The sequence below is a fragment of the Arenibacter amylolyticus genome (assembly GCF_002150785.1).
GTDB classification, from domain to species: Bacteria; Bacteroidota; Bacteroidia; order Flavobacteriales; family Flavobacteriaceae; genus Arenibacter; species Arenibacter amylolyticus.
Map to the genome: position 1 here is coordinate 140,021 of NZ_MTAZ01000019.1, position 24,167 is coordinate 164,187.

Sequence of the window (24,167 nt, forward strand, 5' to 3'; positions counted from 1 at the left end):
AGATTTCTCTAGCTTTAGTATCGGTTTAGATGTAGCCTATTATTGGGAGGTTGCCGACAGTTTTGTGGCTGGTGTTGCCTCAGGATTTACCAATGCATTTGGGAAAAGTACTACGTTTACTACTGGAGGAAGCTCTATGACCGTAGACTTTGATGATGTTCAATTTCTGCCTGTGGCGGCTTCTGGACGCTTTTTGGCCGGGGATAGTTTTTCTTTCGGTGCCGATCTTGGGTATGCCATAGGGATAAAGGAAGGGATGGACGGAGGATTCTACTACCGTCCCTTGGTAGGTTACAGTGTTGGATCTGCTATGGAGCTAAACTTTTCTTATACTGGAATTAGCTTGGATGGTATGAATTGGTCTACCCTTACGCTAGGGGTATTGTTTACCCTTTAATTTAATATAACTTTCAAGAAAGAGGATTAAAGAATACTTTTAGTCCTCTTTTTTTATGCCCTACATTTACCTATTTTTATCCCATGAAGATAATTATTATAAACGGTCCCAATCTTAATCTTTTGGGGAAAAGGGAGCCTGAAGTCTATGGCAAAACCACTTTTGAGGAATATTTTTCTGAACTACAATTTAAGTTTAAAGATGTGCAATTGGAGTATTACCAGTCCAATATTGAAGGGGAGCTAATTTCCAAGCTGCACGAATGTGGTTTTGAGGGGTACAAAGGAATTATTCTCAATGCCGGGGCCTACACCCATACTTCTATAGGGATAGGCGATGCCATTAAGGGAATAGAAACCCCTGTAGTGGAGGTGCATATCAGCAATACCTTTAATCGTGAAGAATTTAGGCATGTATCCTATATCTCTCCGGTTGCGGAAGGAGTGATCCTTGGGTTTGGACTTAAAGGGTACGATTTGGCTATAGAGAGCTTTTTGCAGAAGTAAGGGGGTTAATTTGGAAATGTGCCAATGTACCAGTGTACCAATGTACCAGTGTACCAATGAACCAATTTACCAATGTACCGATTTACCAATGAGGAAATGTAGCAATGGGTTTCATTTGGAGATTTGCTAATGTGTTTATTAGGAAATGGGGAAGGGAATAATGTAACAATTTACCAATGAACCAATGTAGCAATGAACTAATGTAGCAATGGGTGGTTTGACCCTTATAAAACAAGCTTTTACGTTCTTGTAGGTATCTTGAAAACGCAACGAATAGAAGAAGGCAGCGTTTAGAGGGTAGAAAGACTTAGCAAAAAGGACCTGCCAGCCGTTAGGAGGTATAATGGAAAGAGCGCCCCGCTAGGGGAATGACCATCAAAAGTTCAAGGTTTAAGTAGCTAGCTCGGCCGGACTAATCCGAATTTAAAGATAAGCTAATAGCTTATTGCCTACAGCCTAAAGCGGCATTTGGTCCATACAAAAATTGACGGTAATATCGCTACACTGGATACTAAACAAAATCGCTAAATTGCCTAGGAATAAAATGCCAGAGTTAAGTGGTCAACCTATATCAGGGACGTATAACTTACTACCCAGCAGCCATCATTGGCTTTAGGTACTTCTTGTCCACGTAAAAGGTCCCAAAGGGAAGTAAAGACGCAATAAAAAAGATAGAAAACATTTTAAAACCCCATTTTCGCTCCATGGTGAGCAATACGGCCAAGGCTACATAGGCAATAAAAAGAAAGCCATGCGCGTAGCCAATATAAATGTTTGGTTCTGGCATTTGCGCCAAATATTTCAATGGCATACCCAAACCAAAAAGCATTAAATAGGAAACTCCTTCAAGAATAGCGGTAATACTAAAAGCTTTTAACATCTCAATTTATTTTTATTGAACCCTGCTGGTCCATTGGTGTATTATAGATGGCCCTGACAAGCTTAGAAACCTGTCAGGGCCAAAATGGGCAAAGGAAATCAACTTCCTTCGCGTTAATTTTATAAATGGATTACTTCCCCATAAGCGTCTGCTACGGCTTCCATAACAGCTTCACTCATGGTTGGGTGTGGGTGTACGGCTTTAAGAACCTCATGACCGGTAGTTTCTAGCTTTCTGGCTACTACTGCTTCTGCGATCATATCGGTAACTCCGGCACCAATCATATGGCAACCTAACCACTCCCCGTATTTGGCATCGAATATCACTTTTACAAATCCGTCCTTCTCTCCAGATGCAGCAGCTTTTCCACTTGCAGAGAATGGGAATTTACCAACTTTAATATCGTAGCCTTTTTCAATTGCCTGTTTTTCCGTAAGTCCAACAGAAGCAATTTCTGGAGAACAGTAAGTACAACCAGGGATATTACCATAATCCAAAGGTTCTACATGCATGTCTGCCAATTTTTCCACGCAAAGGATCCCTTCTGCCGAAGCAACGTGAGCCAATGCCTGTCCTGGAACTACATCCCCAATGGCGTAGTAACCTGGTATATTGGTCTGGTAATAATCGTTTACTAGGATTTTGTCCCTATCCGTTGCGATTCCTACTTCTTCTAAACCTATGTTTTCTATATTGGACTTGATGCCAACTGCAGATAGTACCACATCGGCCTCCAAAACCTTATCTCCTTTGGCGGTTTTAACCGTAGCTTTTACTCCCTCACCGGAAGTGTCTACCTTGGTAACCTCGGAAGAAGTCATAATTTTAATTCCTGCTTTTTTAAGGCTACGCTCCAATTGCTTGGATACTTCTTCATCCTCTACAGGCACTACATTAGGGAGAAACTCTACCACAGTTACTTCTGTGCCCATAGCATTGTAGAAGTAGGCAAATTCTATGCCGATAGCACCACTACCAACTACCAACAACTTTTTGGGTTGTTTTTCCATCATCATTGCCTCGCGGTAGCCAATAATTTTCTTGCCGTCTTGTGGTAAGCTGGGAAGTTCCCTACTTCTTGCCCCAGTGGCAATAATAATATGTTTGGCGGAGTATTCGGTCTCCTTTCCATCAGCAGATTTTACGCTAACTTTTTTACCGGGCTTTAAGGTACCATATCCGTTAATGACTTCAATCTTGTTCTTTTTCATCAAAAATTGAACACCCTTGCTCATGCCGTCGGCTACGTTACGACTCCTTTTAACCACAGCACCAAAATCCTTATCCACTCCTTCGGCCATTAAGCCGTAGTCGCTAGCGTGCTGTAGGTATTCAAATACCTGAGCCGATTTCAATAGCGCTTTGGTAGGGATACAACCCCAATTTAAACATACACCACCTAGGTTTTCCTTTTCTACAATGGCAGTCTTAAATCCTAATTGGGAAGCTCTAATGGCGGTTACATAACCTCCTGGGCCACTACCTAACACAATAATATCGAAATTGCTCATCTATTTGTTTTTTTTGATAACTATATTATAAAGTGGCAAAGTTACAAAACCATCCCGAATTCCCACAGATGCCATTTCAAATTAATGGTAAATTAAGTCGACCAACATTTTAAATCGTGTTTAAGTGTGCTATAGAGGATAGTTCCCCTGTAAAATAGTTGGGAGTATTATTAGACCTTGGTATAGGAATAGGCCCTAGTTTCTACCGTGCACCAAGGTTTTCTCTGGCAGATATAGATTTTTTTAACGGACTCCAGACTTTACTATTGGGCAGGTTTAAACTTAAGGGCAATCCCATTAATGCAATGACGTTTCCCTGTAGTTTCCCTAGGGCCATCGTTAAATACATGACCTAAGTGCCCCCCGCAGGTGGCACAGAGCACCTCGGTACGTGCATAGCCTATAAGGTGGTCTACCCCAAAAGCCACATTTCCTTTTATTTCCCTATCAAAACTAGGCCATCCGGTTCCCGAATCAAATTTATGCTCGCTGCTATAGAGTTCCGTTCCACAGGCCTTACAGGTATAGACCCCTTCCTCTTTAAGGTGTAGCAAGGGGCTAGATCCCGGGCTCTCGGTGCCCGCTTTGCGCAGTACATAAAATTCCATGTCTGTAAGTTGTTCCCGCCATTCGGCCTCCGTCTTGTTGATGGTAAAACTTTCCTGCTGTGGAACAGCCGTTGTTTTGGAAGCTTCCTTTTCTTGGGAAGTTCCCTTACATCCTATAAAAACAATGCAAATTGCAAACAGTAGTCTTTTCATGGGGATTCTTTTTTAAGTTAGACGAGGTACGGGGCCTTTGCTTTCAAAGGTGTATTTAGCATATAGGGGACAGTAATCTTTTTAGCAACAAAAAAAGGCCCGAGTTTTTAAAAAAAAATCAAGAGCCTGTTTCGTAATTCCATTCATTTAAGGACGGTTAATTTATTTTAACCCGTTGCACTTCTTTTTCGGTGACCCCTAGGAAATTCATCACTGCGTTAATATTCGATTTGTCTAGTTTTGCACCAGATAATTTGTCCGCAGGTAGGATGGCTATTCTAAACACCTGTCCTTGAGTATCTGCCGGGGAAAGGGTGGATAAGTCAAAATCTGCCTCCAAGAAAATATTCACGTCAAGAAAGGTGTGGTCATAGTTATATTGTAGTATGCCTTGATCCAAGAGTAGGGTCTGTGGCAATAATCGCCATACATCTATTGGTGGGTTGTTGCCATCTGGGAGCTGTTCCCATAGCAAGTACACCAATACTACATCGGTCTCAAAGACCTCCACGGTTTGTGGAAAGGTGTAGTCTATTAAGTAATCATTGCTAGCAGTAAAATCCCCTTCAATATCTATTACGGTACCCAATATATTCACACCATCTTTTCCATCTTCTCCATCTATCCCGTCGAAGCCATCGAAACCTGGAGGTCCTGCCGGTCCTTCACAGGCCATAAAAAATAATGCAACGAATGTTCCTAGTAGTAAGCCTAATTTTTTCATAATATTAAATTTAAGGTTTAGTATAAAGACTGTTTATCAATGTATGTTTCAAGTGAGTTTCAAAAATCGTTCCACATTTTATAATTATACTTGTAAGCTAGGTAAGTGGTAATAAATAAGCTGCAATATAGAGGACACTTGCCGAAGTTACCTATATTTGAACTAAATAACACAATCATGACCAAGGTAGTAACCCATAGTTTATTTTCGGATTTTGATATAGACCTGTTTAAGGCGGGGAAACACTTTAAACTTTATGAGAAGTTAGGCTCCCATGTGCTGGAAGTAGATGGGGTAAAAGGAACCTATTTTGCGGTTTGGGCCCCTACGGCGAGATCGGTCTCTGTAGTAGGTGATTTTAATAGTTGGAATGATGCAGAACATCAACTTCACGTACGTTGGGATGGTAGTGGCATCTGGGAAGGTTTTATTCCAAAATTGGGAGCAGGTACCTTATATAAATATTGTATCCACTCTAATAACCACGGCGTGGTTACAGAAAAAGCAGATCCCTTTGCAAAAAGTAGTGAACACCCTCCAAGAACAGCTTCTATCGTTTGGGAGGCTAATCACGATTGGAAAGACGGGAACTGGATGGGAAGTAGAAAAGAAAAGAATTCCTTGGATAGTCCCTTTGCAGTCTATGAAGTGCATCTGGGGTCTTGGAAAAGGAAATCGGACAACAAGTTTATGTCCTACAGAGAATTGGCGGTCGATCTGGTAGAATATGTAAAGGAAATGAAGTTTACCCATGTAGAATTCATGCCTATCATGGAATATCCCTATGATCCCTCCTGGGGCTACCAATTAACCGGATATTTTGCTCCCACCTCTCGATTTGGAAAGGCGGAAGATTTTAAATTTTTGGTAGATACCTTACATCAAAATGATATAGGGGTAATCTTGGATTGGGTGCCCTCCCATTTTCCTGAAGATGCCCACGGACTTGGATTTTTTGACGGGTCCCATCTCTATGAGCACCCCGATAGGCGTAAGGGATATCATCCAGACTGGAAGAGTTTAATCTTTAATTATGGCCGTAATGAGGTGCGAGCCTTTCTCATTAGCAACGCCATGTATTGGTTAGATCATTATCATATTGATGGCCTACGAGTAGATGCCGTTGCTTCTATGTTGTACCTAGATTATTCTAGGGAAGAAGGGGAGTGGGAACCCAATATCTACGGGAATAATGAAAATTTGGAGGCCATATCCTTTATTCGAGAGTTAAATGAAACCGTGTATTCCAATTTTGAGGGCATTCAAATGATTGCCGAGGAGTCTACTTCCTTCCCCATGGTTTCCAAGCCAGTAAATATTGGCGGACTGGGCTTTGGGATGAAATGGATGATGGGATGGATGCACGATACCTTGGAATACTTTAAGAAAGATCCCTTATATCGAAAGTTCCATCAAAACGACCTAACCTTTAGCGCAACCTATGCCTTTACGGAAAATTTTATGCTGCCTTTCTCTCATGATGAGGTAGTCTATGGTAAGCAGTCACTTTTATATAGAATGCCAGGGGACGAATGGCAACGTTTTGCGAATTTAAGATTGCTATTTGGCTATATGTATACCCATCCAGGCGCCAATTTAATATTTATGGGAGGCGAATTTGGTCAATCTTCCGAATGGAATTTCCAAAATAGTTTGGACTGGCACCTGTTGCAATTCGATTTTCACAAGGGCATACAAAATCTAGTGAGGGACTTAAACGGGCTGTATCGCGATCGTCCGGCGCTCTATGAAAAGCAATTTAGTGCAGAAGGATTTCAATGGATCGATTATGGCGATCATGAAAATTCCGTCCTCACGTATATCAGAAAAGGACACGATTCGGAAAAAGATCTATATATAGCCTGTAATTTTACGCCTACTCCCCAACAGAAATATAGAATGGGGGTTCCAGTAACTGGATCCTTAAAGGAGGTGTTTAATAGCGATGGCAAGGAATACGGTGGGTCCGGGATTACGAACGGGAGTGTGAAAATCGCTAAGATTCCATGGCATGGTTATGAAAGATCTGTGGAAATTTCCATTCCGCCGCTGGGGATGGTGGTTTTTACCAAATAAAAGATGACCAATGCACTTCTGAAAAATACAGGGAAGAGTCATATCGTAAATAATACGGGAAATTCTTTTTTTGTACCTTCTTAAACTACAAGTTCATGATAACTAGTACCAAATTAGAATATAAAGGAAATCTATATCCCAATTCAATTGTCGATTTTAATAGGGATGCAGAAAAGCTATACTTCACCACCTTAAACGGAGTTATTCTGGAAATTACCGTTCTACGCGATAGTATCTGCAGGTTTAGGTATGCCACCGAAAATGTTTTTGAGCCCGATTTTTCCTATGCTATAAGCGAGAACGCTAGCTTGGGATATAATAAGTTGGAGATAGCAGAAACGGAAACGGAATACCTGGTGCACACTGCCAAGCTTACTATATTGGTAGATAAAAAGACCTTAAGGACACAAATATCGGACCTAGATGGCTTTATCCTCAATGAGGACGAACTGGGTTTTCATTGGGAAGAAAATTATGAATTCGGTGGGAATACCGTAAAAATGAGCAAAATCTGCCAACATGCGGAAAGCTTCTACGGGCTGGGAGATAAGGCAACCCACAGTAATCTAAAAGGCAAGCAACTTACTAATTGGGTAACGGACCAGTATGCCTATGGTAAAGATCAAGACCCGCTATATAAGGCAATTCCATTTTATATCGGCTTGCACAACGAAAAGGCCTATGGTATTTTCTTTGACAATACTTTTAAAACTGGGTTCGATTTTGCACATGAGCGGAGAAATGTAACTAGCTTTTGGGCAGATGGGGGGGAGATGAACTACTATTTTTTCTATGGTCCTACTTTTGCTCATGTTGTAAAAGGCTATACGAACCTTACCGGTACGCCGGAATTACCGCCCTTATGGGCACTGGGATTCCATCAATCCAAGTGGAGCTATTATCCAGAGAACAAAGTAAGGGAGTTGGCGGCAAAGTTTAGAAAGTTGAGAATTCCCTGTGACGGACTTTATTTGGATATAGATTATATGGACGGATTCCGCTGTTTTACTTGGGATAAAAAGTATTTTCCAAACCCCAAACAAATGGTCTCGGATTTGGAAAAAGACGGGTTTAAGACAGTGGTGATGATAGATCCAGGGATAAAAATAGACAAGGATTATTGGGTCTATCAAGAGGCGATAGCCAAGGATTATTTCTGTAAGCGTGCCGATGGGGCCCTTATGAAAGGAAAAGTATGGCCGGGGGAATGTAATTTTCCAGATTTCACCAATCCCGAGGTAAGGGAATGGTGGGGTGGTCTTTACAAGGAAATGTTCAAGGAAATTGGAGTACATGCGGTATGGAACGATATGAACGAACCTGCTGTCATGGATGTTCCTACTAAAACCGCTCCCTTGGATACAAGGCATAATTTTGATGGCCACCCTTGCTCGCATCGCAAAGCCCATAATATTTATGGGATGCAAATGGTAAGGGCTTCCTATGAGGGGATTAAGAAATATGTTTACCCCAAAAGGCCTTTTGTAATCACCAGAGCCGCTTATGCGGGTACACAACGTTATTCTTCTACGTGGACTGGGGATAATGTGGCTACCTGGGAACATTTATGGATAGCGAATGTGCAGGTGCAAAGGATGTGTATGAGCGGATATTCCTTTGTGGGATCGGATATTGGTGGTTTTGCGGAACACCCCACGGGAGAGCTGTTTGCAAGATGGGTGCAATTAGGCGTGTTTCACCCTTTTTGCAGAGTGCATAGTAGTGGAGACCATGGCGACCAAGAGCCTTGGTCCTTTAGCGATGAGGTTACTAAGATTGTGCGGAAATATATAGAACTTCGCTATCAACTTCTACCGTATTTGTATACCATGTTCCATAAATATGTTAAGGAAGGAACGCCCATGATTAAACCCTTGGTATATTTTGACCAAGAAGATCCCCAGACCCATTTCAGGATGGACGAGTTTATTTTTGGAGAGCAAATATTGGTGTGTCCCGTGCAAGAACCAAACGCCTTGGGACGCAGGATGTATTTTCCTAGGGGCACTTGGTATGATTATTGGACAGATGAGGTGATGGCCGGGGGAATGGAAAATTGGATTGATGCCAAATTGGAAAAAATACCGGTTTTTGTAAAGGAAGGTGCTATTATTCCAAAATATCCAGTTCAGCAATACGTAGGGGAACTGGAGATTAAAGAGCTTGTTTTAGAGGTCTATTATAAGAATGGGGTGGAAACCTCTACTGTATACGAGGATGCCCAGGATGGCTACGATTATAAAAAAGGAAGGTTTAGTCTACGGAATTTCCACTTTCGGGGTAAAGATCAAGAATTGATTATTCAGCAGTTTAAGGAAGGGACGTATATTACACCCTACGAAACCTTTAGACTTAATTTCCATGGCTTGCCTTTTAAAATTATGGAGGTTTGGGTAGATGGTGAGCAAATGGATACCGAAAACCTAGGGATAAACGATAATATGCATATTCATATAAGCAAAGATTTTACTGTTTTGCATCTTCTTGGAGCTTAATTTTTATGTAAATTTCGAAAAAAATAATACAGAATACCATGAGGAAGATTATACTTATAATAGCCGTGTTTTTTGGCGTCTTGGCCTGTAAAACAAATCCGTTTACAGGGCAGAAAGTGTTGAACTTTTATGGGAATAGTCAGATATTTCCAATGGCCTTTGCTCAATATGAGGAGTTTTTAAAAGAACATAAGGTGGTTACAGGAACCGCAGATGCCACTATGATCAAAAAAACAGGACAGCGAATAGCAGCTGCCGCGGAGCGCTGGCTAACCGCAAATGGATATCCAGGCTACCTGAAAGATTATAAATGGGAATACAAGTTGGTAGAGGACGAAACAGTAAACGCCTGGTGTATGCCAGGGGGGAAAATTGTTTTCTATACCGGTATTTTACCTATTTGTAAAGGGGAAACAGGAGTTGCCGTTGTAATGGGACACGAGGTGGCCCACGCCTTGGCCAATCATGGAGCACAGCGGATGAGTGCAGGTACCTTACAGCAATTGGGAGCTGTAGCGGGGAATGTGGCTATCCAAGATCCAGAAAAAAGACAATTGTTCAATCAGGCCTACGGTATTGGCTCGCAGGTAGGAGTAATGTTGCCTTTTAGTAGGAGTCATGAAACCGAGGCAGACCGTATAGGACTTCAAATTATGGCCATAGCGGGTTATAACCCAGATGAGGCAGCTGAGCTATGGAGGAGAATGAAGGAGCATGGCGGAGCAGCTCCTCCAGAATTTTTAAGTACCCACCCCTCCAATGAGACCAGAATTAGGAACCTTACGGAATGGGCGCCCCTAGCCAAGCAGGAAGCTGCTAAATTTGGGGTTACAAGCTTTCAATAATAGCATATAATGTAATATATTGCCCGTATAAAAATTGGGGAGCCGCTCCATAGAGCGGCTTTTTTTTATGCCAAAAATGAAGAATAAACAGCTAGAAAAAGGCAGTAAAAAATTATTGAACGCCTGGGCATTTTACGACTGGGCAAACTCGGTCTATAGCCTGGTGATTACATCGGCTATATTTCCCATCTTCTATGGCATTCTTTTCCGGATGGCAGATGTGGAGAAAGTAGTGGTATTTGGAGGGGAAATAGCGCGTGCTCCCCTAATTAGTTACGTAACCTCCGCCGCCTTTTTATTTATAGCCTTAATTACCCCTTTTATATCCGGGATTGCAGATTATTTGGGTAATAAGAAGCTGTTTATGAAGTTTTTCTGCTATCTGGGAGCCCTCTCCTGTATTGGACTGTATTGGTTTTCATTAGACCATATTTATATCAGTCTTAGCTGTTACTTTTTCGGTTTGGTAGGGTTTTGGGTCAGTATGGCTATTTATAATTCTTATTTACCCGATATTTCCTTCCCAGAGCAACAGGATGCTATAAGTGCCAAGGGGTTTTCGCTAGGATATGTGGGGAGCGTTCTACTCTTGCTCTTTAATTTGGCAATGGTAATGAAGCCCTCATGGTTTGGAATAACCTCTAACGAAGCGGGAATTGCAGAGGTGAAGGCGATGCGGTATTCTTTCCTTACTGTGGGGATTTGGTGGGTTGGCTTTGCCCAGTACACCTTTTATTATTTACCTAAGGGGTATCGGAAAGAAGGAAATCGACCTAATGTGGTGCTCAATGGTTTTAGGGAGCTAAAGGAGGTTTGGCGCCAAATGGGACATCGGATGCGGTTAAAAAGGTATTTGGCTGCCTTCTTTGTATATAGTATGGCCGTACAAACGGTAATGCTAATTGCTACTTATTTTGCGGAGGAAGAGATAGCATGGGGAGGAGATAAGGAGCGATCCATGGGGCTGATTATCAGTATTCTGGTAATTCAGTTGGTGGCCATCTTGGGTGCTACCGTTACGGCCAAGTTATCTGGGAGGCTGGGAAATATAAAGACCTTGATCATTGTTAACTTACTCTGGTTGGCCATTTGTTTTTATGCATACTTCGTAATTACCCCTACCGAATTTTATATAGCAGCTGGGTGTGTGGGCTTGGTAATGGGTGGGATACAGGCGCTGTCCCGTTCTACCTATTCCAAATTCCTTCCAGATACCACCGATACTGCCTCCTTCTTTAGTTTTTACGATGTGGCAGAGAAAATCGGTATTGTGATAGGTACTTTAATTTACGGATACATCGCCCAAGCTACCGGCAGTATGCGGAATGCTATTATGTTTTTAGGGGCATTATTTCTCCTAGGTGCCTTTCTATTGACCAGAGTAAATAAAGGGCGGAAATTTTAATCCCGCCCAATACTGCGTTAAGGGGTTTCATTCCAATTGGTTATTGGTTTTTCTTTAGGGAAATTCCACCATATTTACTGCTGATGAAAACAGATTTTCCGCTGCTTGGTTTCCCGTAATATCCCTTGTAGTATTTCTCGGTAGATTTTTCCGTGCTCACCTCCATCGTTAAATGATTCTGCCCACGTAGACCAGCATAGGAAGCTTCTATCTCAAAATTAAAATGATAATCTGCCGCATAGCCGATAGTAATGCCGGTATAGGAGGATTGCAATTGTAGGTTGCCTGCTTTAGGGGTTATTTCATCTATTTTTATAGCCCCGTAACTCGACTTTAGATCTAGGGTTCCATGGACTCTTCCCAACGCTATGGTGACGTAATCCCCATTACCTTCCACATTTCCTACCTCCCCAATTTCCAATTTGCCATAATCATTGTTAAAGGTGAGGTTTTCCATGATACCTATCTTGGTATTGGTGTAGTCTGCGGAAATGCGGAGATCGCCCGCTTTAGATATGGTGAAATCTGAATAATCTGCTTTAATGCTGCCACTTTTCATATATTCTATAGTAGAGCGGGAAGTATAGTCAAACGATAATTCATTGTTTCTTCCATGTAATTCCCCAATCTCTAACCTGCCATAGTCACAGTTAATAGTAGCGTGCCCATCTATTCTGTCTAACAGAATGTTGCCATAGTCATTATTGAGATCAACGCTGTTTTTTATTGGGATTTTGATGGTGTAATTTACCTGCATATTTACATTGTTGTTGTTTCCCCAGCCCCAGCTCCATTTGCTTTTGGATTGATTGAATACCGTGGTTGCAGATATCCTTGATTTAGAATTTTCAAATTGGATATCGATATCGTCCAACTTGCGTTGCACCTTTTCCTCGTTGTCCCCTGTGGTCTTTATTTGAACTTGAATTAGAACCCGATTTTCGTTCCAAGAGGTGATGTTTAAATTTCCATAGCGATTTTTTACCTTCAGTAAGGCGTCGGAATTTACCGAATATTCTTTCTTGATGGTCTTTTCTTTGCTGTACTTACCTCCCTGAATTCCGTCAGTGGCGTAAGTAAAAATGGGGATAGCCAATAATATAGCTAGGATTTTTTTAGATAATACTGTTCTCATGTTGTTGGGTTTTTAATGATTTTATTTCTTCTAGTTGTTTTATTACCTCATTCAACAATCCAATCCTGGTTTGAAAATTTCCGATCATGGCACTTAATATCAACTTGGTGTTTCCTCCGTTTATAAGGTCTTGCTCCAATTTTTTATAATCATTTTCCAAGGTGTTAAGTTGGGACATTACATCGTTGATCATTTTATCGGTCTCCGGCCCGCGCTCATTTTGTAAAGTTTTTACCTGTTCCTCAATCAAACTAGTAAAGTAATATTGGGAATTCACTGCCTCTGGGGAAATCTTGGAAAGCTGTTGCTCCATGGTGGTAGGGCGGTTATAAAAATTTAAGGCCAAGGAAAACAATAGCAACAGCGAGGCTGCAATGGCCAAGGGCTTCCACCAAGTGCTATCTTTTTTAATTCTGGACTGTTTCTTGGGGAGTGTCTCTAGCTTGGCCATAAAACGCTCCCGGTGCCCAATGGCGGGTTCCTGGGTGTCTAGCTTGCCTTTAAGCTGTTCAAATAATTGTTCTATGTTGTCCTTTTCTGTCATGTTACAGCTGTTAGTTTTTGTCTTAGGCTGCTCTTGGCCCTGGAAATAATAGTTCTGCAGTTGGCATAGCTTAGCTGCATAATGTCACTTATTTCCTCGTAATCGTAGCCTTCAATTAAATGCAGGGTTAGTGCAAGCCTATATTTTTCATTTAAGAGGCCCATTGTTTTTATAACGTGTTGTGCCTTTAAGTCTACATCCCCAGGGTCCGCTACATAACCCTCGTTGTCTTCTACCTTGTACAATACTGGGTCTAGGGCAACCTCTTGTTTTTTTATCATCTTTCGGTACTCCTGAATGCTGTTGTTGATGACTATTCGTTTTAACCATGCCCCAAAACTCACTTCGCCTTTAAAGCTTTCCAGTTTTGTAAAAGCGCTTAGGAAAGACTCTTGCATAACATCCTCTGCTAGGGCTGGTTGCTTAACTATTCTATAGGCAACGTTGTACATGCCTTGGTAATAGCGGTCGTAGACCTCCATTTGGGCAGACGCATCCCCGTTTAAACACTGTTGCAACAAGGTGTTAATATGTTTTCTTTCTAGGCTCAAAAAGTATTCAACTTTATTAAAAGATGTAGTAATTTAGGGATTGTTACAGTTTATTTGTAAAGTTTTTATTTATTGGCATAGGAATTGCCCAAATAAGGATGAGAATAATTTAAAGAAAATGCTAGACTCATAGGTTGTATAGGGGTTTGGCGGATAATTAACGTCTAATGTGAAATAGAATTCTGTTGAAAAATTAGTGACAGAATGACCGAAAATAAAATATGGGTAATTTGAAGAATATAAAATTTGACACTATGTCATTGCAAGGAATCGATGAAGGTGCAGAATTAATTCCGTTAATGACAGCGGAGGATGAGGAAGAAATAAACAATGAAAGTTTGCCTAACACCTTGCCCATTCTGCCATTGAGGAATACCGTTTTGTTTCCTGGGGTGGTTATACCCATTACGGCTGGGAGGGATAAGTCTATCAATCTTATAAAAGATGCCAATAACGGTTCAAAGGTAATTGGCGTAGTTTCTCAAAAGGACGAGGAAACAGAAAATCCTGGAGTAAAGGATATCAATACCTTGGGAACCGTAGCCAGAATTTTGAGGGTATTGCAAATGCCAGACGGTAATACCACGGTAATCATTCAGGGTAAAAAGCGATTTGAAGTGGCAGAGGTGCTTACGGAAGAGCCTTATATGACGGCTACGGTACGAGAGACCAAGGAAGTGAGACCAGATAGGGAGAATAAGGAGTTTAGGGCAATTATAGATTCTATTAAGGAGTTGTCCCTACAGATTATTCGGGATAATCCCAATATTCCCAGCGAGGCGTCCTTTGCGATTAAAAATATCCAGAGCGATTCATTTTTAATCAATTTCATCTCCTCCAATCTTAATTTAAGTGTACAGGAAAAGCAAGAGCTTTTGGAGATTGGCGACTTAAAGGAAAGGGCGTTGGCCACCTTGAAATATATGAATGTAGAGCTGCAGAAACTGGAATTGAAAATTGATATTCAGTCCAAAGTTCGTAGTGATATGGACCAACAGCAACGCGAATATTATCTGCATCAGCAAATGAAGACCATCCAGGAAGAGCTTGGGGGAATTTCCTATGAGCAGGAAGTGGACGAAATGCGGACCAAAGCAAAAACGAAAAAATGGAGTGAAGCGGTTGCAGAACATTTCGATAAGGAAGTATCTAAACTGCAGCGAATGAATCCGCAAGTAGCGGAATATTCCATCCAGCGAAATTATTTAGATCTCTTTCTAGACCTCCCGTGGAATGAATTCTCCAAGGATAAATTCGATCTTAAAAGGGCCCAGAGAATATTGGATAGGGACCATTACGGATTGGAGGACGTTAAGAGGCGAATCATAGAATATTTGGCGGTATTAAAACTGCGTAACGATATGAAATCGCCCATACTTTGTCTCTATGGACCTCCAGGGGTTGGTAAAACCTCTTTAGGGAAATCTGTAGCAGAGGCACTAGGTAGGGAATATGTGCGTATTTCCTTAGGTGGACTCAGGGATGAAGCTGAGATTCGTGGTCATAGAAAAACCTATATTGGTGCCATGCCTGGTAGGATTATTCAGAGTTTAAAAAAGGCCGGGAAATCTAACCCCGTGTTTATCTTGGACGAAATAGACAAATTGTCTAGCAGTAATCAAGGAGATCCTTCCTCTGCCATGTTGGAGGTGTTAGATCCGGAGCAGAACAGCGAATTCCATGACAATTTCCTAGAGGTTGGATATGACCTTTCCAAGGTGATGTTTATTGCAACGGCTAATAATTTGTCTACTATCCAACCTGCGCTTAGAGATCGTATGGAAATAATAAATGTAACTGGGTATACCATTGAGGAAAAGGTGGAGATTGCCAAGAGACACTTATTGCCAAAACAATTAAAAGAACACGGTCTTAGTACAAAAGATCTTAAAATTGGGAAAGTCCAGTTAGAGAAAATTGTAGAGGGATACACACGCGAATCTGGAGTGCGTTCCTTGGAAAAGATGGTGGCTAAGATGGTAAGAAATGCGGCCAAATCCATTGCCATGGAAGAGGAGTACAATGTGAAGGTGAGCAATGATGATGTAGAAAAAATCTTAGGTCCTGCTAGGATGGAAAGAGATAAATATGAAAACAACGATGTGGCCGGTGTGGTTACAGGCTTAGCTTGGACCAGTGTAGGTGGAGATATTCTATTTATAGAATCTATCCTTTCTAAAGGGAAAGGGACCCTTAATATTACTGGAAATTTAGGAAAGGTAATGAAGGAGTCTGCTACAATTGCCATGGAGTTCATAAAGTCTAACAGTGAGCGGTATGGCATAGATCCAGAGGTTTTTGATCAGTACAATGTACATATTCACGTGCCAGAAGGAGCCACTCCTAAAGATGGACCCAGTGCGGGTATTACAATGCTAACCTCTTTGGTCTCTTTGTTTACCCAAAGAAAGATAAAGAAGAGCATTGCTATGACGGGAGAAATAACCCTAAGAGGCAAGGTATTGCCTGTAGGGGGGATTAAAGAGAAGATTTTGGCGGCCAAAAGAGCAAGGATCAAAGAAATCATCTTATGTGAAGACAATAGAAAAGATATCCTAGAGATTAAAGAAGAATATCTAAAAGGGTTAACCTTCCATTATGTGACCGATATGCAGGAAGTGCTGGATATTGCCATTACGGATGAGAAAGTTAAGAATGCTAAGGAACTATAATTCTATTGATAGTGTCAATTAAAAGACACCTGGTATAACAGTGCCCGTCTTGCGGAAAGACGGGCACTTTTACTTTAGAATTAAAAGGTTTTTTAATTCTTTGGGCTATTTTTACTGCTAAATAATGATTTTAACCAGCGCCCTAGTTCGGTACTGGGGGGTGAACAATTACAATAATTTTTAAATCCCATGGGAAAAATAAACATAGCTATTGATGGCTATTCATCAACAGGTAAGAGTACAATTGCCAAGCAATTGGCAAAAGCACTGGGATACATCTATGTAGATACTGGGGCAATGTACAGGGCGGTTACCCTATATGCCATGCGCCACGGTTTAATAGGCGAAACAGAGGAGGAGTTGAAAAGGCTGGTAACCCACCTGCCTAAAATAAATCTTCAGTTTGTGCACAATGCAGACCTGGGATTTTCGGAAATGTATCTAAATGGGGAGAATGTAGAAAAGGAGATTAGGGCATTGCCGGTATCCAAACAAGTAAGTAAGGTAGCTACCTTGGAAGCTGTACGAAAGAAATTAGTGGCTATGCAACAGGAGATGGGTAAGAGAAAAGGGGTAGTGATGGACGGTAGGGATATAGGTACCGACGTTTTTCCGGATGCGGAATTTAAAATATTTATGACAGCCTCCCCCGAGACAAGAGCGTTTAGGCGGTATAAGGAACTGTTGGAAAAAGGTGAGAAAGTGACCTATGATGAGGTGTTGGTAAATGTGCGCTATAGGGATGCCATAGATTCCAATAGAAAATTCTCTCCATTAAAAAAGGCCGAGAATGCTATTGAGTTCGATAATAGTGATATGGGATTGGAAGAGCAATTAGACCGTATCTATAATTATGCATTGCGTAAAATTGAGGAGACAAACGCTTAATCCCCTTTGAAAATGGTAAAAGAAAAGGCGGATGTCCAAAAAAAATAACTTTGGATATCCACCTTCTTAGTTAGTGGCAAAAATACCAGGCTTAGTTGGGAATGACCAAAACTTGGTCTGGGTGGATTAAATCTGGATTTTTGAGAATGTCCTTGTTGGCCTCAAAAATTTTCTTGTACTTCATAGGGTCTCCGTAATATTTTTTGGCAATCTTACTTAAAGATTCCCCGCTTTTTACCGTGTGTCGGTGGTAAACGCTTTGATCGGCAACGGTAATATTGGCTTTTAGATCGGAAGGATTTTCCCCGCCTATCTCTTTAATTTTGTCCCAAAGAAGGTTTTTTTCATATTGGGTCTTAGTTTCCCCTTTAATTTTAAGAATGCCATTCTCCTCGGTAACATTACCGTTTTTTACTTCTAATTTTTCGCCAAGGTTTAATACCTCTTGATACTTTGATTTTACACTCATCTATCCGTTTTTTAATGGTTATTATTAGCTATTACAAGATAAGGGATTCTTGGATTAGTTACGGCTATAAATCAAGAAATAGTTAAGTTGTTGGAGGTCAAGTGGTTTTTGTGTTGGTGTTATGGAAAATTAATTGTACATTTGCACTCCTTTTTTAACAAACTATCGAGAGGAAAAAGGGAATATAAAAAAATAATAATCATAACATCTTCCTTGGATATTGTTTTACTCTTGTGACTCCATGGAATACAAATTAAAGATCAGCAAATGGCTGAAGACAAAACACCAGCAGAGGTAGAAGCTACTACCGAAGCTACTCAAGAACAAAAAGTAGAAACCCCAGCTCAAGATCCTCAAGAATTCTTGGAGAACTTTAACTGGGAAAAGTACGAGCAAGGTATCGAGCGCGTTGATGATTCCAAATTAAAGGAATTTGAAGAAATGGTTGCCGAGAACTTTGTGGATACTGCAGACGCAGAAGTGGTGGAAGGAACAGTAGTGTACCTTACGGAGCGTGAGGCGATCATTGATATCAACGCCAAGTCTGAAGGAGTAATTTCACTTAATGAATTCCGCTACAATCCCGATCTTAAAGTAGGGGATAAAGTAGAGGTGTTGATTGATATCCGTGAGGATAAAAGTGGACAATTAGTTCTTTCTCATAGAAAAGCCAGAACAATCATGGCATGGGATAGGGTTAATGCCGCTCATGACAACGAAGAAATTGTTAGTGGTTTTGTAAAATGCAGAACTAAAGGTGGTATGATCGTGGATGTATTTGGAATTGAAGCGTTCTTGCCAGGTTCTCAAATAGATGTTAAGCCGATCCGTGATTACGATCAGTATGTCAACAAGACTATGGAATTTAAAGTGGTTAAGATTAACCACGAATTTAAGAACGTAGTTGTTTCGCATAAAGCATTGATTGAAGCGGACATTGAAGAGCAGAAGAAGGAAATCATCAGCCAGTTGGAAAAAGGACAAGTATTAGAAGGTGTTGTTAAAAACATTACTTCTTACGGTGTGTTCATAGACCTTGGTGGTGTTGATGGATTGGTACATATTACTGATCTTTCTTGGAGCAGAATCAACCATCCGAACGAAGTGGTTGAACTTGACCAGAAATTAAACGTGGTAATCTTAGATTTCGACGAAAACAAATCTAGAATCCAGTTAGGTCTTAAGCAATTGGAGAAACATCCATGGGATGCCTTGAGCGAAGACATTAAGATTGGTGATAAAGTTAAAGGTAAAGTAGTTGTTATTGCAGACTACGGTGCATTTATCGAAGTTGCCGAAGGTGTTGAAGGATTGATTCACGTTTCTGAAATGTCTTGGTCTACTCACTTGCGTTCCGCTCAGGATTTCGTAAAAGTTGGAGATGAGATTGAAGCAGTAGTATTAACCTTGGATAGAGAAGATCGTAAGATGTCTCTTGGTATCAAGCAATTGACTCCAGACCCATGGACTGATATTACAACTAAATACCCTGTTGGTTCTAAGCATAAAGGAATTGTACGTAACTTCACCAACTTTGGTGTATTCGTAGAATTGGAAGAAGGGATAGACGGATTAATCTATATCTCCGATCTTTCTTGGACCAAGAAAATTAAGCACCCATCAGAGTTTGTAACCGTTGGTGATACTTTGGAAGTGGAAGTATTGGAGTTGGATGTTGAGGGTCGTAAATTAAGTTTAGGACACAAGCAGACTACCGAGAACCCATGGGATAAGTACGAAACCGAGTTTGCCTTGGATACAGTTCATAAGGGCAGTATAGCAGAGATAGTAGACAAAGGTGCTACTATTGAGTTTAACGAGGATATCGTAGCCTTTGTACCAACCCGTCACCTGGAAAAAGAAGATGGTACCAAATTGGTAAAAGGTGAGGAAGCTGAATTTAAAGTGATTGAATTCAATAAAGAATTCAAGAGAGTGGTTGCAAGTCATACCGCAATATTCAGAGAAGAAGAGAAGCGTAATGTGAAGGCCGCCGTTAAGAAGGCTGCAGCTGCTGCAGACGAAGCGAAACCTACTTTAGGGGATGCTAACGAAGCTTTGCAAGCGCTTAAGGATAAAATGGAAGCGAACGACAAGAAAAAGAAGTAAGCCTCTATTTTAATAACTATAGAAAAGCCTCGACCTACGTCGGGGCTTTTTTTTTGGATTCTAGGTAAGGAAGGTGTAGGTTTATGGAATAAATATAATTTTAAAATATTGGGTATCAGTTCTTCCTGTTATTAATAAAACACTATTCCTAGAACAATCCTTTATATTAGATAGAAATCCCTACTTTTGTAAATCAAAGGCATTGGACAAAATAGCTATGAGTCAAAAAGTATTGCTTTCTTCCAAAGAAATAAATATTATCCTGCATCGCCTGGCTTGCCAATTGTTGGAGAATCACCTAGATTTTAAGGAAACCGTATTAGTTGGCCTGCAGCCAAGAGGAATTTTCTTGGCGGTTCGTTTGGCCAAGATCCTTAAAGAGGAATATGGCGTAGAAACTATAGATTTAGGATTCTTGGACATTACGTTTTATAGGGACGATTTTAGACGGGGCGATAAGACATTGGAGGCCAATAAGACCAAAATAGATTTTCTTGTAGAAGATAAAAAAGTGGTGTTTATAGATGATGTGCTTTATACAGGACGTAGTATAAATGCAGCTTTAACGGCCATACAATCTTTTGGAAGGCCTAGGGAAGTAGAATTGTTAACCCTTATCGACCGTCGCTTTAGCAGGCATTTGCCCATTCAACCTACTTATAGGGGGAGGCAGGTAGATGCTATCAATGAGGAAAAGGTAAAAGTGATGTGGGAAGAAAATGATGGGGAAGACGTTATATATTTAGTAAAGAAATAAACGCATGAGCGAACTGAGTGTAAATCACTTGCTGGGGATTAAGTACCTGAAAGAGTCGGATATTCAGCTCATTTTTGAAACTGCCGATCACTTCAAGGAAGTTTTAAATAGACCTATAAAAAAGGTTCCTTCGCTTCGCGATATTACCATAGCGAATATCTTTTTTGAAAATAGTACCCGTACGAGACTCTCCTTCGAATTGGCCGAAAAAAGACTCTCTGCCGATGTGGTGAATTTCTCAGCAGGACAGTCTTCAGTGAAAAAAGGGGAAACCTTGATAGATACGGTAAATAATATCCTATCTATGAAGGTAGATATGGTGGTAATGAGGCACCCCAATCCAGGAGCTGGTATATTCCTGTCTAAGCATGTTAAATCTTCCATTATAAACGCAGGGGACGGTGCACATGAGCACCCAACACAGGCGTTGTTAGATTCCTATTCTATTAGAGAGAAGCTGGGGGATGTAAGTGGTAAGAATGTTCTTATCGTTGGGGATATCCTTCATTCTAGAGTGGCACTTTCCAATATATTTGCCCTAAAATTACAGGGAGCCAACGTGAAGGTGTGTGGCCCCAAAACCTTAATGCCAAAGCATATCGAGTCACTTGGGGTAAGCGTGGAGAGCGATCTGCGAAAGGCTCTAAATTGGTGCGATGTCGCCAATATGCTACGAATACAGAACGAACGCTTAGATATTAGCTATTTCCCCACCACTAGGGAGTATACCCAACAATATGGCGTTAATAAAGCGCTATTGAACAGTTTGGATAAGGAAATTGTGATAATGCACCCGGGACCTATTAATCGCGGTGTGGAAATAACCAGTGATGTGGCCGATTCCAAACAATCCATTATTTTAAATCAGGTAGAGAATGGAGTGGCTATTAGAATGGCGGTAATTTATTTGTTGGCATCAAAAATAAAATAATAGACGTATGATTTTAGACAGAGAAGAAAACGTAACTATTGTGCTGCAGGAAGACACTTCCTTAAAGGCATTTATAAATAACCTGAAGGAGAGTTATCCCAAGATTAAGAACGATCACATCATCCTAAATCTCTTTTCTTTTTCCAAGCTTACATCAGGAGATGTCTTAGAGTTTTTAGATCTGTCCGAAACTCATAGGAATTCCAAAAAATCCTTTGTGCTGGTTACCGATAAGGTGGCTTACGATGAGGTTCCAGACAATATCTGCGTGGTACCTACTATTCAGGAGGCTAGGGATATTATAGAACTCGAGGAAATAGAGCGGGAGCTAGACCTCTAGTGTCACAGTAGTAGACGTGCTCACTGATGGGGCTGCAACACTATATAGGGCTTACCTAATCCTTAGCTGCGTATCGGTTTTTGTTTAATGGCTACTATATTCCTAGATTTAAAACAGTAAGTGCCCTAAATTGGGACGGCGGTTGTCTGGTTGCAGCCAGTTGCCAAGTTTGGTGGTCTTTTCCTATGTCTAGGATAAGGAGTATATTGGGAGAAACGTATGGGTTCCTTTGCTATTTAGCAAAAGCTATAAGCAATAGGGTGTTGTGGGAAGCTATAGGGAAATGGAGGGGAGGATCTAATATTCCCACAAACCCAATACCTTGAACGAATGTCCCATTATTAATTTTTTTTTTTTTTTTCTATGAAACTAACCATTTTGGGATGTTATGCAGCTACCCCTAGATCTTTAAATAACCCAACCTCCCAGGTACTCGAGATAAAGAATCACTTGTTTTTAATTGATTGTGGAGAAGGTACCCAGGTACAATTGCGTAAGCATAAGATAAAATTCTCTAGAATCAACCATATTTTTATATCCCATTTACACGGGGATCATTTTTTTGGTTTACCTGGTTTAATTTCCACTTTCCGATTACTAGGTCGTAAAACGCCATTACATGTTTACGGGCCAAAAGGGATCAAGGAGGCGATTACCCTATTTTTAAAATTAGGGGATTCCTGGACCAATTATCCACTGTACTTTCACGAGCTTAGCGCTTTAGGATCCGAACTTATTTTTGAGGACAATAAGGTGGAAGTGAGTACTATTCCCCTTCAACATCGAATTTATACCAACGGCTTTTTGTTTAAGGAGAAAATTGGAGAGCGTATCTTAAATGTGGAAGCAGTATCAAAATACGGTGTGGATACATGTTATTTCCAGAATATTAAAAAGGGAAAGGATGTAATTTTGGACAATGGTAACAGAATAGACAATCACTTGTTGAGTTTTGATCCTCGTCCGCGTAAAAGCTATGCGTTTTGTAGCGATACCCAATATTCGGAGCAGGTGATTCCCATCATCAGTGGGGTGAGTGTTTTATATCATGAATCTACCTTTTTGGAGTCGGAAAAGGCCTTAGCGCCTAAAACTAAACACGCAACAGCCAAGGAAGCCGCAACCATCGCAAAAAAGGCCGAGGTGGGAAAGCTGATCCTAGGCCATTTCTCTACCCGTTACGCCTCTACTGAACTTTTTAAAGAGGAAGCAACCACAATTTTTCCTGAAGTGGAACTGGCCGAGGATGGAAAGTATTTTGAGCTTTAAGAAGATAGTTAAGGAGGTATTCTGTTGTTTATTTTGGTTAACGCCAGCTGTAGCAAAAGGGGAAGAGGTGTGGAGTTGGTTTTAAAAGTGAAAATAACCAAGTTTGGCTTTCTTTTTTTAATTTGTTTTGTGCAAATTTGTGGTTGGTGTTAGATTGCGCTAAAAGGTTATTCCAGGCTTACTGGATGTATAATTCCTGTGCTACTGGCCCTTAGTTATTTAGGATTCCCTTCTCCAATTTCAATTCGTTCTTATGCAAAAAGATTTAGGTGATTATAGAAGATCTTATGGTAAAAGTGAGCTTACCAAGGCCAATGTTCCCGAAAATCCCATGGAGCTTTTTCAAAAGTGGTTCTATGAGGTGGAAGCCAGTGAAGGGATAGATGAGCCCAATGCAATGAACATAGCTACCGTGGGCAAGGATGGATATCCAAAAAATAGGGTGGTCTTGTTAAAGAAATTCACCTATGAGGGATTTATTTTTTACACCAATTATGAGAGCGAGAAAGGCAAGGCCATAAGTAATAACCCTAAGGTGTGTCTTTCCTTTTTTTGGCCCAATATGGAGCGGCAAATTATTATAAAAGGTGATGCCGAAAAAATTGCCCCTAATTTGTCCGATGGATATTTTGAGTCCAGACCGGATGGAAGCAAGTTGGGCGCCATTGTTTCTCCTCAAAGTGAGGTAATCCCTAACAGGGAATTTTTGGAATCCAAATTAAAGGATTTAGAAAAATCCTATGCAGACCGAGAGATTGAACGGCCCAGTTACTGGGGCGGGTTTATAGTAAAGCCGGTTTCCATCGAATTTTGGCAAGGGAGACCAAATAGGTTGCACGATAGGATACGCTATAGTCTGCAGCCAGATTATGACTGGAAGATAGAGCGGTTGGCACCCTAGG

22 protein-coding genes are annotated in these 24,167 nt (G+C 40.8%); 14 read left to right on the top strand and 8 right to left on the bottom strand.

The window, feature by feature from the left end:
* Positions 1–64: 64 nt before the first annotated feature.
* Positions 65–397, top strand: coding sequence for a hypothetical protein (locus BV214_RS09405; RefSeq protein WP_086477243.1), 333 nt, complete (start codon positions 65–67; stop codon positions 395–397).
* 83 nt (positions 398–480) lie between these two features.
* Positions 481–903: a type II 3-dehydroquinate dehydratase gene (gene aroQ, locus BV214_RS09410; RefSeq protein WP_086477244.1), complete on the top strand. Its 423-nt coding sequence runs from the start codon at positions 481–483 to the stop codon at positions 901–903.
* A 589-nt stretch (positions 904–1,492) separates the two neighbouring features.
* Here the strand turns inward: aroQ and BV214_RS09415 are convergent.
* The 4 genes from BV214_RS09415 to BV214_RS09430 all read right to left on the bottom strand — a co-directional run bounded on the left by BV214_RS09415 (position 1,493) and on the right by BV214_RS09430 (position 4,779).
* Complete coding sequence (locus BV214_RS09415) at positions 1,493–1,783, bottom strand: DUF3817 domain-containing protein (protein ID WP_086477245.1); 291 nt, start codon at positions 1,781–1,783, stop codon at positions 1,493–1,495.
* A 119-nt stretch (positions 1,784–1,902) separates the two neighbouring features.
* Complete coding sequence (lpdA, locus tag BV214_RS09420) at positions 1,903–3,294, bottom strand: dihydrolipoyl dehydrogenase (RefSeq protein ID WP_086477246.1); 1,392 nt, start codon at positions 3,292–3,294, stop codon at positions 1,903–1,905.
* A gap of 263 nt (positions 3,295–3,557) precedes the next feature.
* Complete coding sequence (gene msrB, locus BV214_RS09425) at positions 3,558–4,055, bottom strand: peptide-methionine (R)-S-oxide reductase MsrB (RefSeq protein WP_086477247.1); 498 nt, start codon at positions 4,053–4,055, stop codon at positions 3,558–3,560.
* 157 nt (positions 4,056–4,212) lie between these two features.
* Entirely contained in the window at positions 4,213–4,779 is a 567-nt protein-coding gene (locus tag BV214_RS09430; protein WP_086477248.1) for a collagen-like protein, read from the bottom strand.
* Between the two features lie 177 nt (positions 4,780–4,956).
* Here BV214_RS09430 and glgB point away from each other — a divergent pair, with 177 nt between their 5' ends.
* The 4 genes from glgB (at position 4,957) to BV214_RS09450 (ending at position 11,600) form a co-directional block, all read left to right on the top strand.
* On the top strand, positions 4,957–6,855 hold the full coding sequence (gene glgB / locus BV214_RS09435; RefSeq protein ID WP_086477249.1) for a 1,4-alpha-glucan branching protein GlgB: 1,899 nt from the start codon (positions 4,957–4,959) through the stop codon (positions 6,853–6,855).
* A 95-nt stretch (positions 6,856–6,950) separates the two neighbouring features.
* Positions 6,951–9,350 (top strand): glycoside hydrolase family 31 protein, encoded by a 2,400-nt coding sequence (locus tag BV214_RS09440; protein ID WP_086477250.1) that lies wholly within the window; start codon positions 6,951–6,953, stop codon positions 9,348–9,350.
* A 38-nt stretch (positions 9,351–9,388) separates the two neighbouring features.
* Positions 9,389–10,195, top strand: a complete 807-nt coding sequence (locus BV214_RS09445) for a M48 family metallopeptidase (RefSeq protein ID WP_086477251.1) — start codon at positions 9,389–9,391, stop codon at positions 10,193–10,195.
* A gap of 76 nt (positions 10,196–10,271) precedes the next feature.
* A complete protein-coding gene (locus tag BV214_RS09450; protein WP_086477320.1) occupies positions 10,272–11,600 on the top strand; it encodes an MFS transporter in 1,329 nt (442 codons plus the stop codon).
* A gap of 40 nt (positions 11,601–11,640) precedes the next feature.
* On the opposite strand, the gene BV214_RS09455 is transcribed toward BV214_RS09450, so the two are convergent.
* Genes BV214_RS09455 through BV214_RS09465 form a run of 3 tightly spaced genes read right to left on the bottom strand, consistent with a single transcriptional unit; the run spans position 11,641 to position 13,830 of the window.
* The gene (locus tag BV214_RS09455; protein WP_086477252.1) at positions 11,641–12,735 is read right to left on the bottom strand and encodes a DUF4097 family beta strand repeat-containing protein; all 1,095 of its coding nucleotides are present in this window, start codon (positions 12,733–12,735) and stop codon (positions 11,641–11,643) included.
* The gene (locus BV214_RS09460) at positions 12,716–13,279 is read right to left on the bottom strand and encodes a hypothetical protein (RefSeq protein ID WP_086477253.1); all 564 of its coding nucleotides are present in this window, start codon (positions 13,277–13,279) and stop codon (positions 12,716–12,718) included. Before BV214_RS09460 ends, BV214_RS09455 begins: the two co-directional genes overlap by 20 nt.
* Positions 13,276–13,830 carry an RNA polymerase sigma factor gene (locus BV214_RS09465; protein WP_086477254.1) on the bottom strand — a complete coding sequence of 185 codons (555 nt, stop codon included), beginning with the start codon at positions 13,828–13,830 and terminating at the stop codon, positions 13,276–13,278. The genes BV214_RS09460 and BV214_RS09465 overlap by 4 nt, the downstream gene beginning before the upstream one ends.
* Positions 13,831–14,084: 254 nt before the next feature.
* On the opposite strand from BV214_RS09465, the gene lon reads away from it, so the two are divergent.
* Both lon and cmk read left to right on the top strand, forming a co-directional pair.
* Positions 14,085–16,502, top strand: coding sequence for an endopeptidase La (gene lon, locus BV214_RS09470; protein ID WP_394334931.1), 2,418 nt, complete (start codon positions 14,085–14,087; stop codon positions 16,500–16,502).
* 189 nt (positions 16,503–16,691) lie between these two features.
* Entirely contained in the window at positions 16,692–17,390 is a 699-nt protein-coding gene (cmk, locus tag BV214_RS09475; protein ID WP_086477256.1) for a (d)CMP kinase, read from the top strand.
* Between the two features lie 91 nt (positions 17,391–17,481).
* On the opposite strand, the gene BV214_RS09480 is transcribed toward cmk, so the two are convergent.
* On the bottom strand, positions 17,482–17,859 hold the full coding sequence (locus tag BV214_RS09480) for a LysM peptidoglycan-binding domain-containing protein (protein WP_086477257.1): 378 nt from the start codon (positions 17,857–17,859) through the stop codon (positions 17,482–17,484).
* Between the two features lie 267 nt (positions 17,860–18,126).
* Between BV214_RS09480 and rpsA the strand changes: the two genes are divergently transcribed.
* From rpsA to pdxH, 6 genes are all read left to right on the top strand, one after another.
* Entirely contained in the window at positions 18,127–19,968 is a 1,842-nt protein-coding gene (rpsA, locus tag BV214_RS09485) for a 30S ribosomal protein S1 (protein WP_086477258.1), read from the top strand.
* Between the two features lie 217 nt (positions 19,969–20,185).
* Positions 20,186–20,725 (top strand): bifunctional pyr operon transcriptional regulator/uracil phosphoribosyltransferase PyrR, encoded by a 540-nt coding sequence (pyrR, locus tag BV214_RS09490; RefSeq protein WP_086477259.1) that lies wholly within the window; start codon positions 20,186–20,188, stop codon positions 20,723–20,725.
* 4 nt (positions 20,726–20,729) lie between these two features.
* The gene (locus BV214_RS09495; protein ID WP_086477260.1) at positions 20,730–21,656 is read left to right on the top strand and encodes an aspartate carbamoyltransferase catalytic subunit; all 927 of its coding nucleotides are present in this window, start codon (positions 20,730–20,732) and stop codon (positions 21,654–21,656) included.
* A 7-nt stretch (positions 21,657–21,663) separates the two neighbouring features.
* Positions 21,664–21,996 (top strand): ribonuclease Z, encoded by a 333-nt coding sequence (locus BV214_RS09500; RefSeq protein WP_086477261.1) that lies wholly within the window; start codon positions 21,664–21,666, stop codon positions 21,994–21,996.
* Between the two features lie 363 nt (positions 21,997–22,359).
* Complete coding sequence (locus tag BV214_RS09505; protein ID WP_086477262.1) at positions 22,360–23,265, top strand: ribonuclease Z; 906 nt, start codon at positions 22,360–22,362, stop codon at positions 23,263–23,265.
* A 253-nt stretch (positions 23,266–23,518) separates the two neighbouring features.
* On the top strand, positions 23,519–24,166 hold the full coding sequence (gene pdxH / locus BV214_RS09510) for a pyridoxamine 5'-phosphate oxidase (RefSeq protein WP_086477263.1): 648 nt from the start codon (positions 23,519–23,521) through the stop codon (positions 24,164–24,166).
* Position 24,167 lies beyond the last annotated feature (1 nt).

What these genes read in the sequence shown, in the direction of transcription:
- aroQ (WP_086477244.1), top strand. Translation starts at nt 481, where the DNA reads ATGAAGATAATTATTATAAACGGTCCCAATCTTAATCTTTTGGGGAAA.
- BV214_RS09415 (WP_086477245.1), bottom strand. Translation starts at nt 1,783, where the DNA reads ATGTTAAAAGCTTTTAGTATTACCGCTATTCTTGAAGGAGTTTCCTAT.
- lpdA (WP_086477246.1), bottom strand. Translation starts at nt 3,294, where the DNA reads ATGAGCAATTTCGATATTATTGTGTTAGGTAGTGGCCCAGGAGGTTAT.
- msrB (WP_086477247.1), bottom strand. Translation starts at nt 4,055, where the DNA reads ATGAAAAGACTACTGTTTGCAATTTGCATTGTTTTTATAGGATGTAAG.
- BV214_RS09430 (WP_086477248.1), bottom strand. Translation starts at nt 4,779, where the DNA reads ATGAAAAAATTAGGCTTACTACTAGGAACATTCGTTGCATTATTTTTT.
- glgB (WP_086477249.1), top strand. Translation starts at nt 4,957, where the DNA reads ATGACCAAGGTAGTAACCCATAGTTTATTTTCGGATTTTGATATAGAC.
- BV214_RS09440 (WP_086477250.1), top strand. Translation starts at nt 6,951, where the DNA reads ATGATAACTAGTACCAAATTAGAATATAAAGGAAATCTATATCCCAAT.
- BV214_RS09445 (WP_086477251.1), top strand. Translation starts at nt 9,389, where the DNA reads ATGAGGAAGATTATACTTATAATAGCCGTGTTTTTTGGCGTCTTGGCC.
- BV214_RS09450 (WP_086477320.1), top strand. Translation starts at nt 10,272, where the DNA reads ATGAAGAATAAACAGCTAGAAAAAGGCAGTAAAAAATTATTGAACGCC.
- BV214_RS09455 (WP_086477252.1), bottom strand. Translation starts at nt 12,735, where the DNA reads ATGAGAACAGTATTATCTAAAAAAATCCTAGCTATATTATTGGCTATC.
- BV214_RS09460 (WP_086477253.1), bottom strand. Translation starts at nt 13,279, where the DNA reads ATGACAGAAAAGGACAACATAGAACAATTATTTGAACAGCTTAAAGGC.
- lon (WP_394334931.1), top strand. Translation starts at nt 14,085, where the DNA reads ATGTCATTGCAAGGAATCGATGAAGGTGCAGAATTAATTCCGTTAATG.
- cmk (WP_086477256.1), top strand. Translation starts at nt 16,692, where the DNA reads ATGGGAAAAATAAACATAGCTATTGATGGCTATTCATCAACAGGTAAG.
- BV214_RS09480 (WP_086477257.1), bottom strand. Translation starts at nt 17,859, where the DNA reads ATGAGTGTAAAATCAAAGTATCAAGAGGTATTAAACCTTGGCGAAAAA.
- rpsA (WP_086477258.1), top strand. Translation starts at nt 18,127, where the DNA reads ATGGCTGAAGACAAAACACCAGCAGAGGTAGAAGCTACTACCGAAGCT.
- pyrR (WP_086477259.1), top strand. Translation starts at nt 20,186, where the DNA reads ATGAGTCAAAAAGTATTGCTTTCTTCCAAAGAAATAAATATTATCCTG.
- BV214_RS09495 (WP_086477260.1), top strand. Translation starts at nt 20,730, where the DNA reads ATGAGCGAACTGAGTGTAAATCACTTGCTGGGGATTAAGTACCTGAAA.
- BV214_RS09500 (WP_086477261.1), top strand. Translation starts at nt 21,664, where the DNA reads ATGATTTTAGACAGAGAAGAAAACGTAACTATTGTGCTGCAGGAAGAC.
- BV214_RS09505 (WP_086477262.1), top strand. Translation starts at nt 22,360, where the DNA reads ATGAAACTAACCATTTTGGGATGTTATGCAGCTACCCCTAGATCTTTA.
- pdxH (WP_086477263.1), top strand. Translation starts at nt 23,519, where the DNA reads ATGCAAAAAGATTTAGGTGATTATAGAAGATCTTATGGTAAAAGTGAG.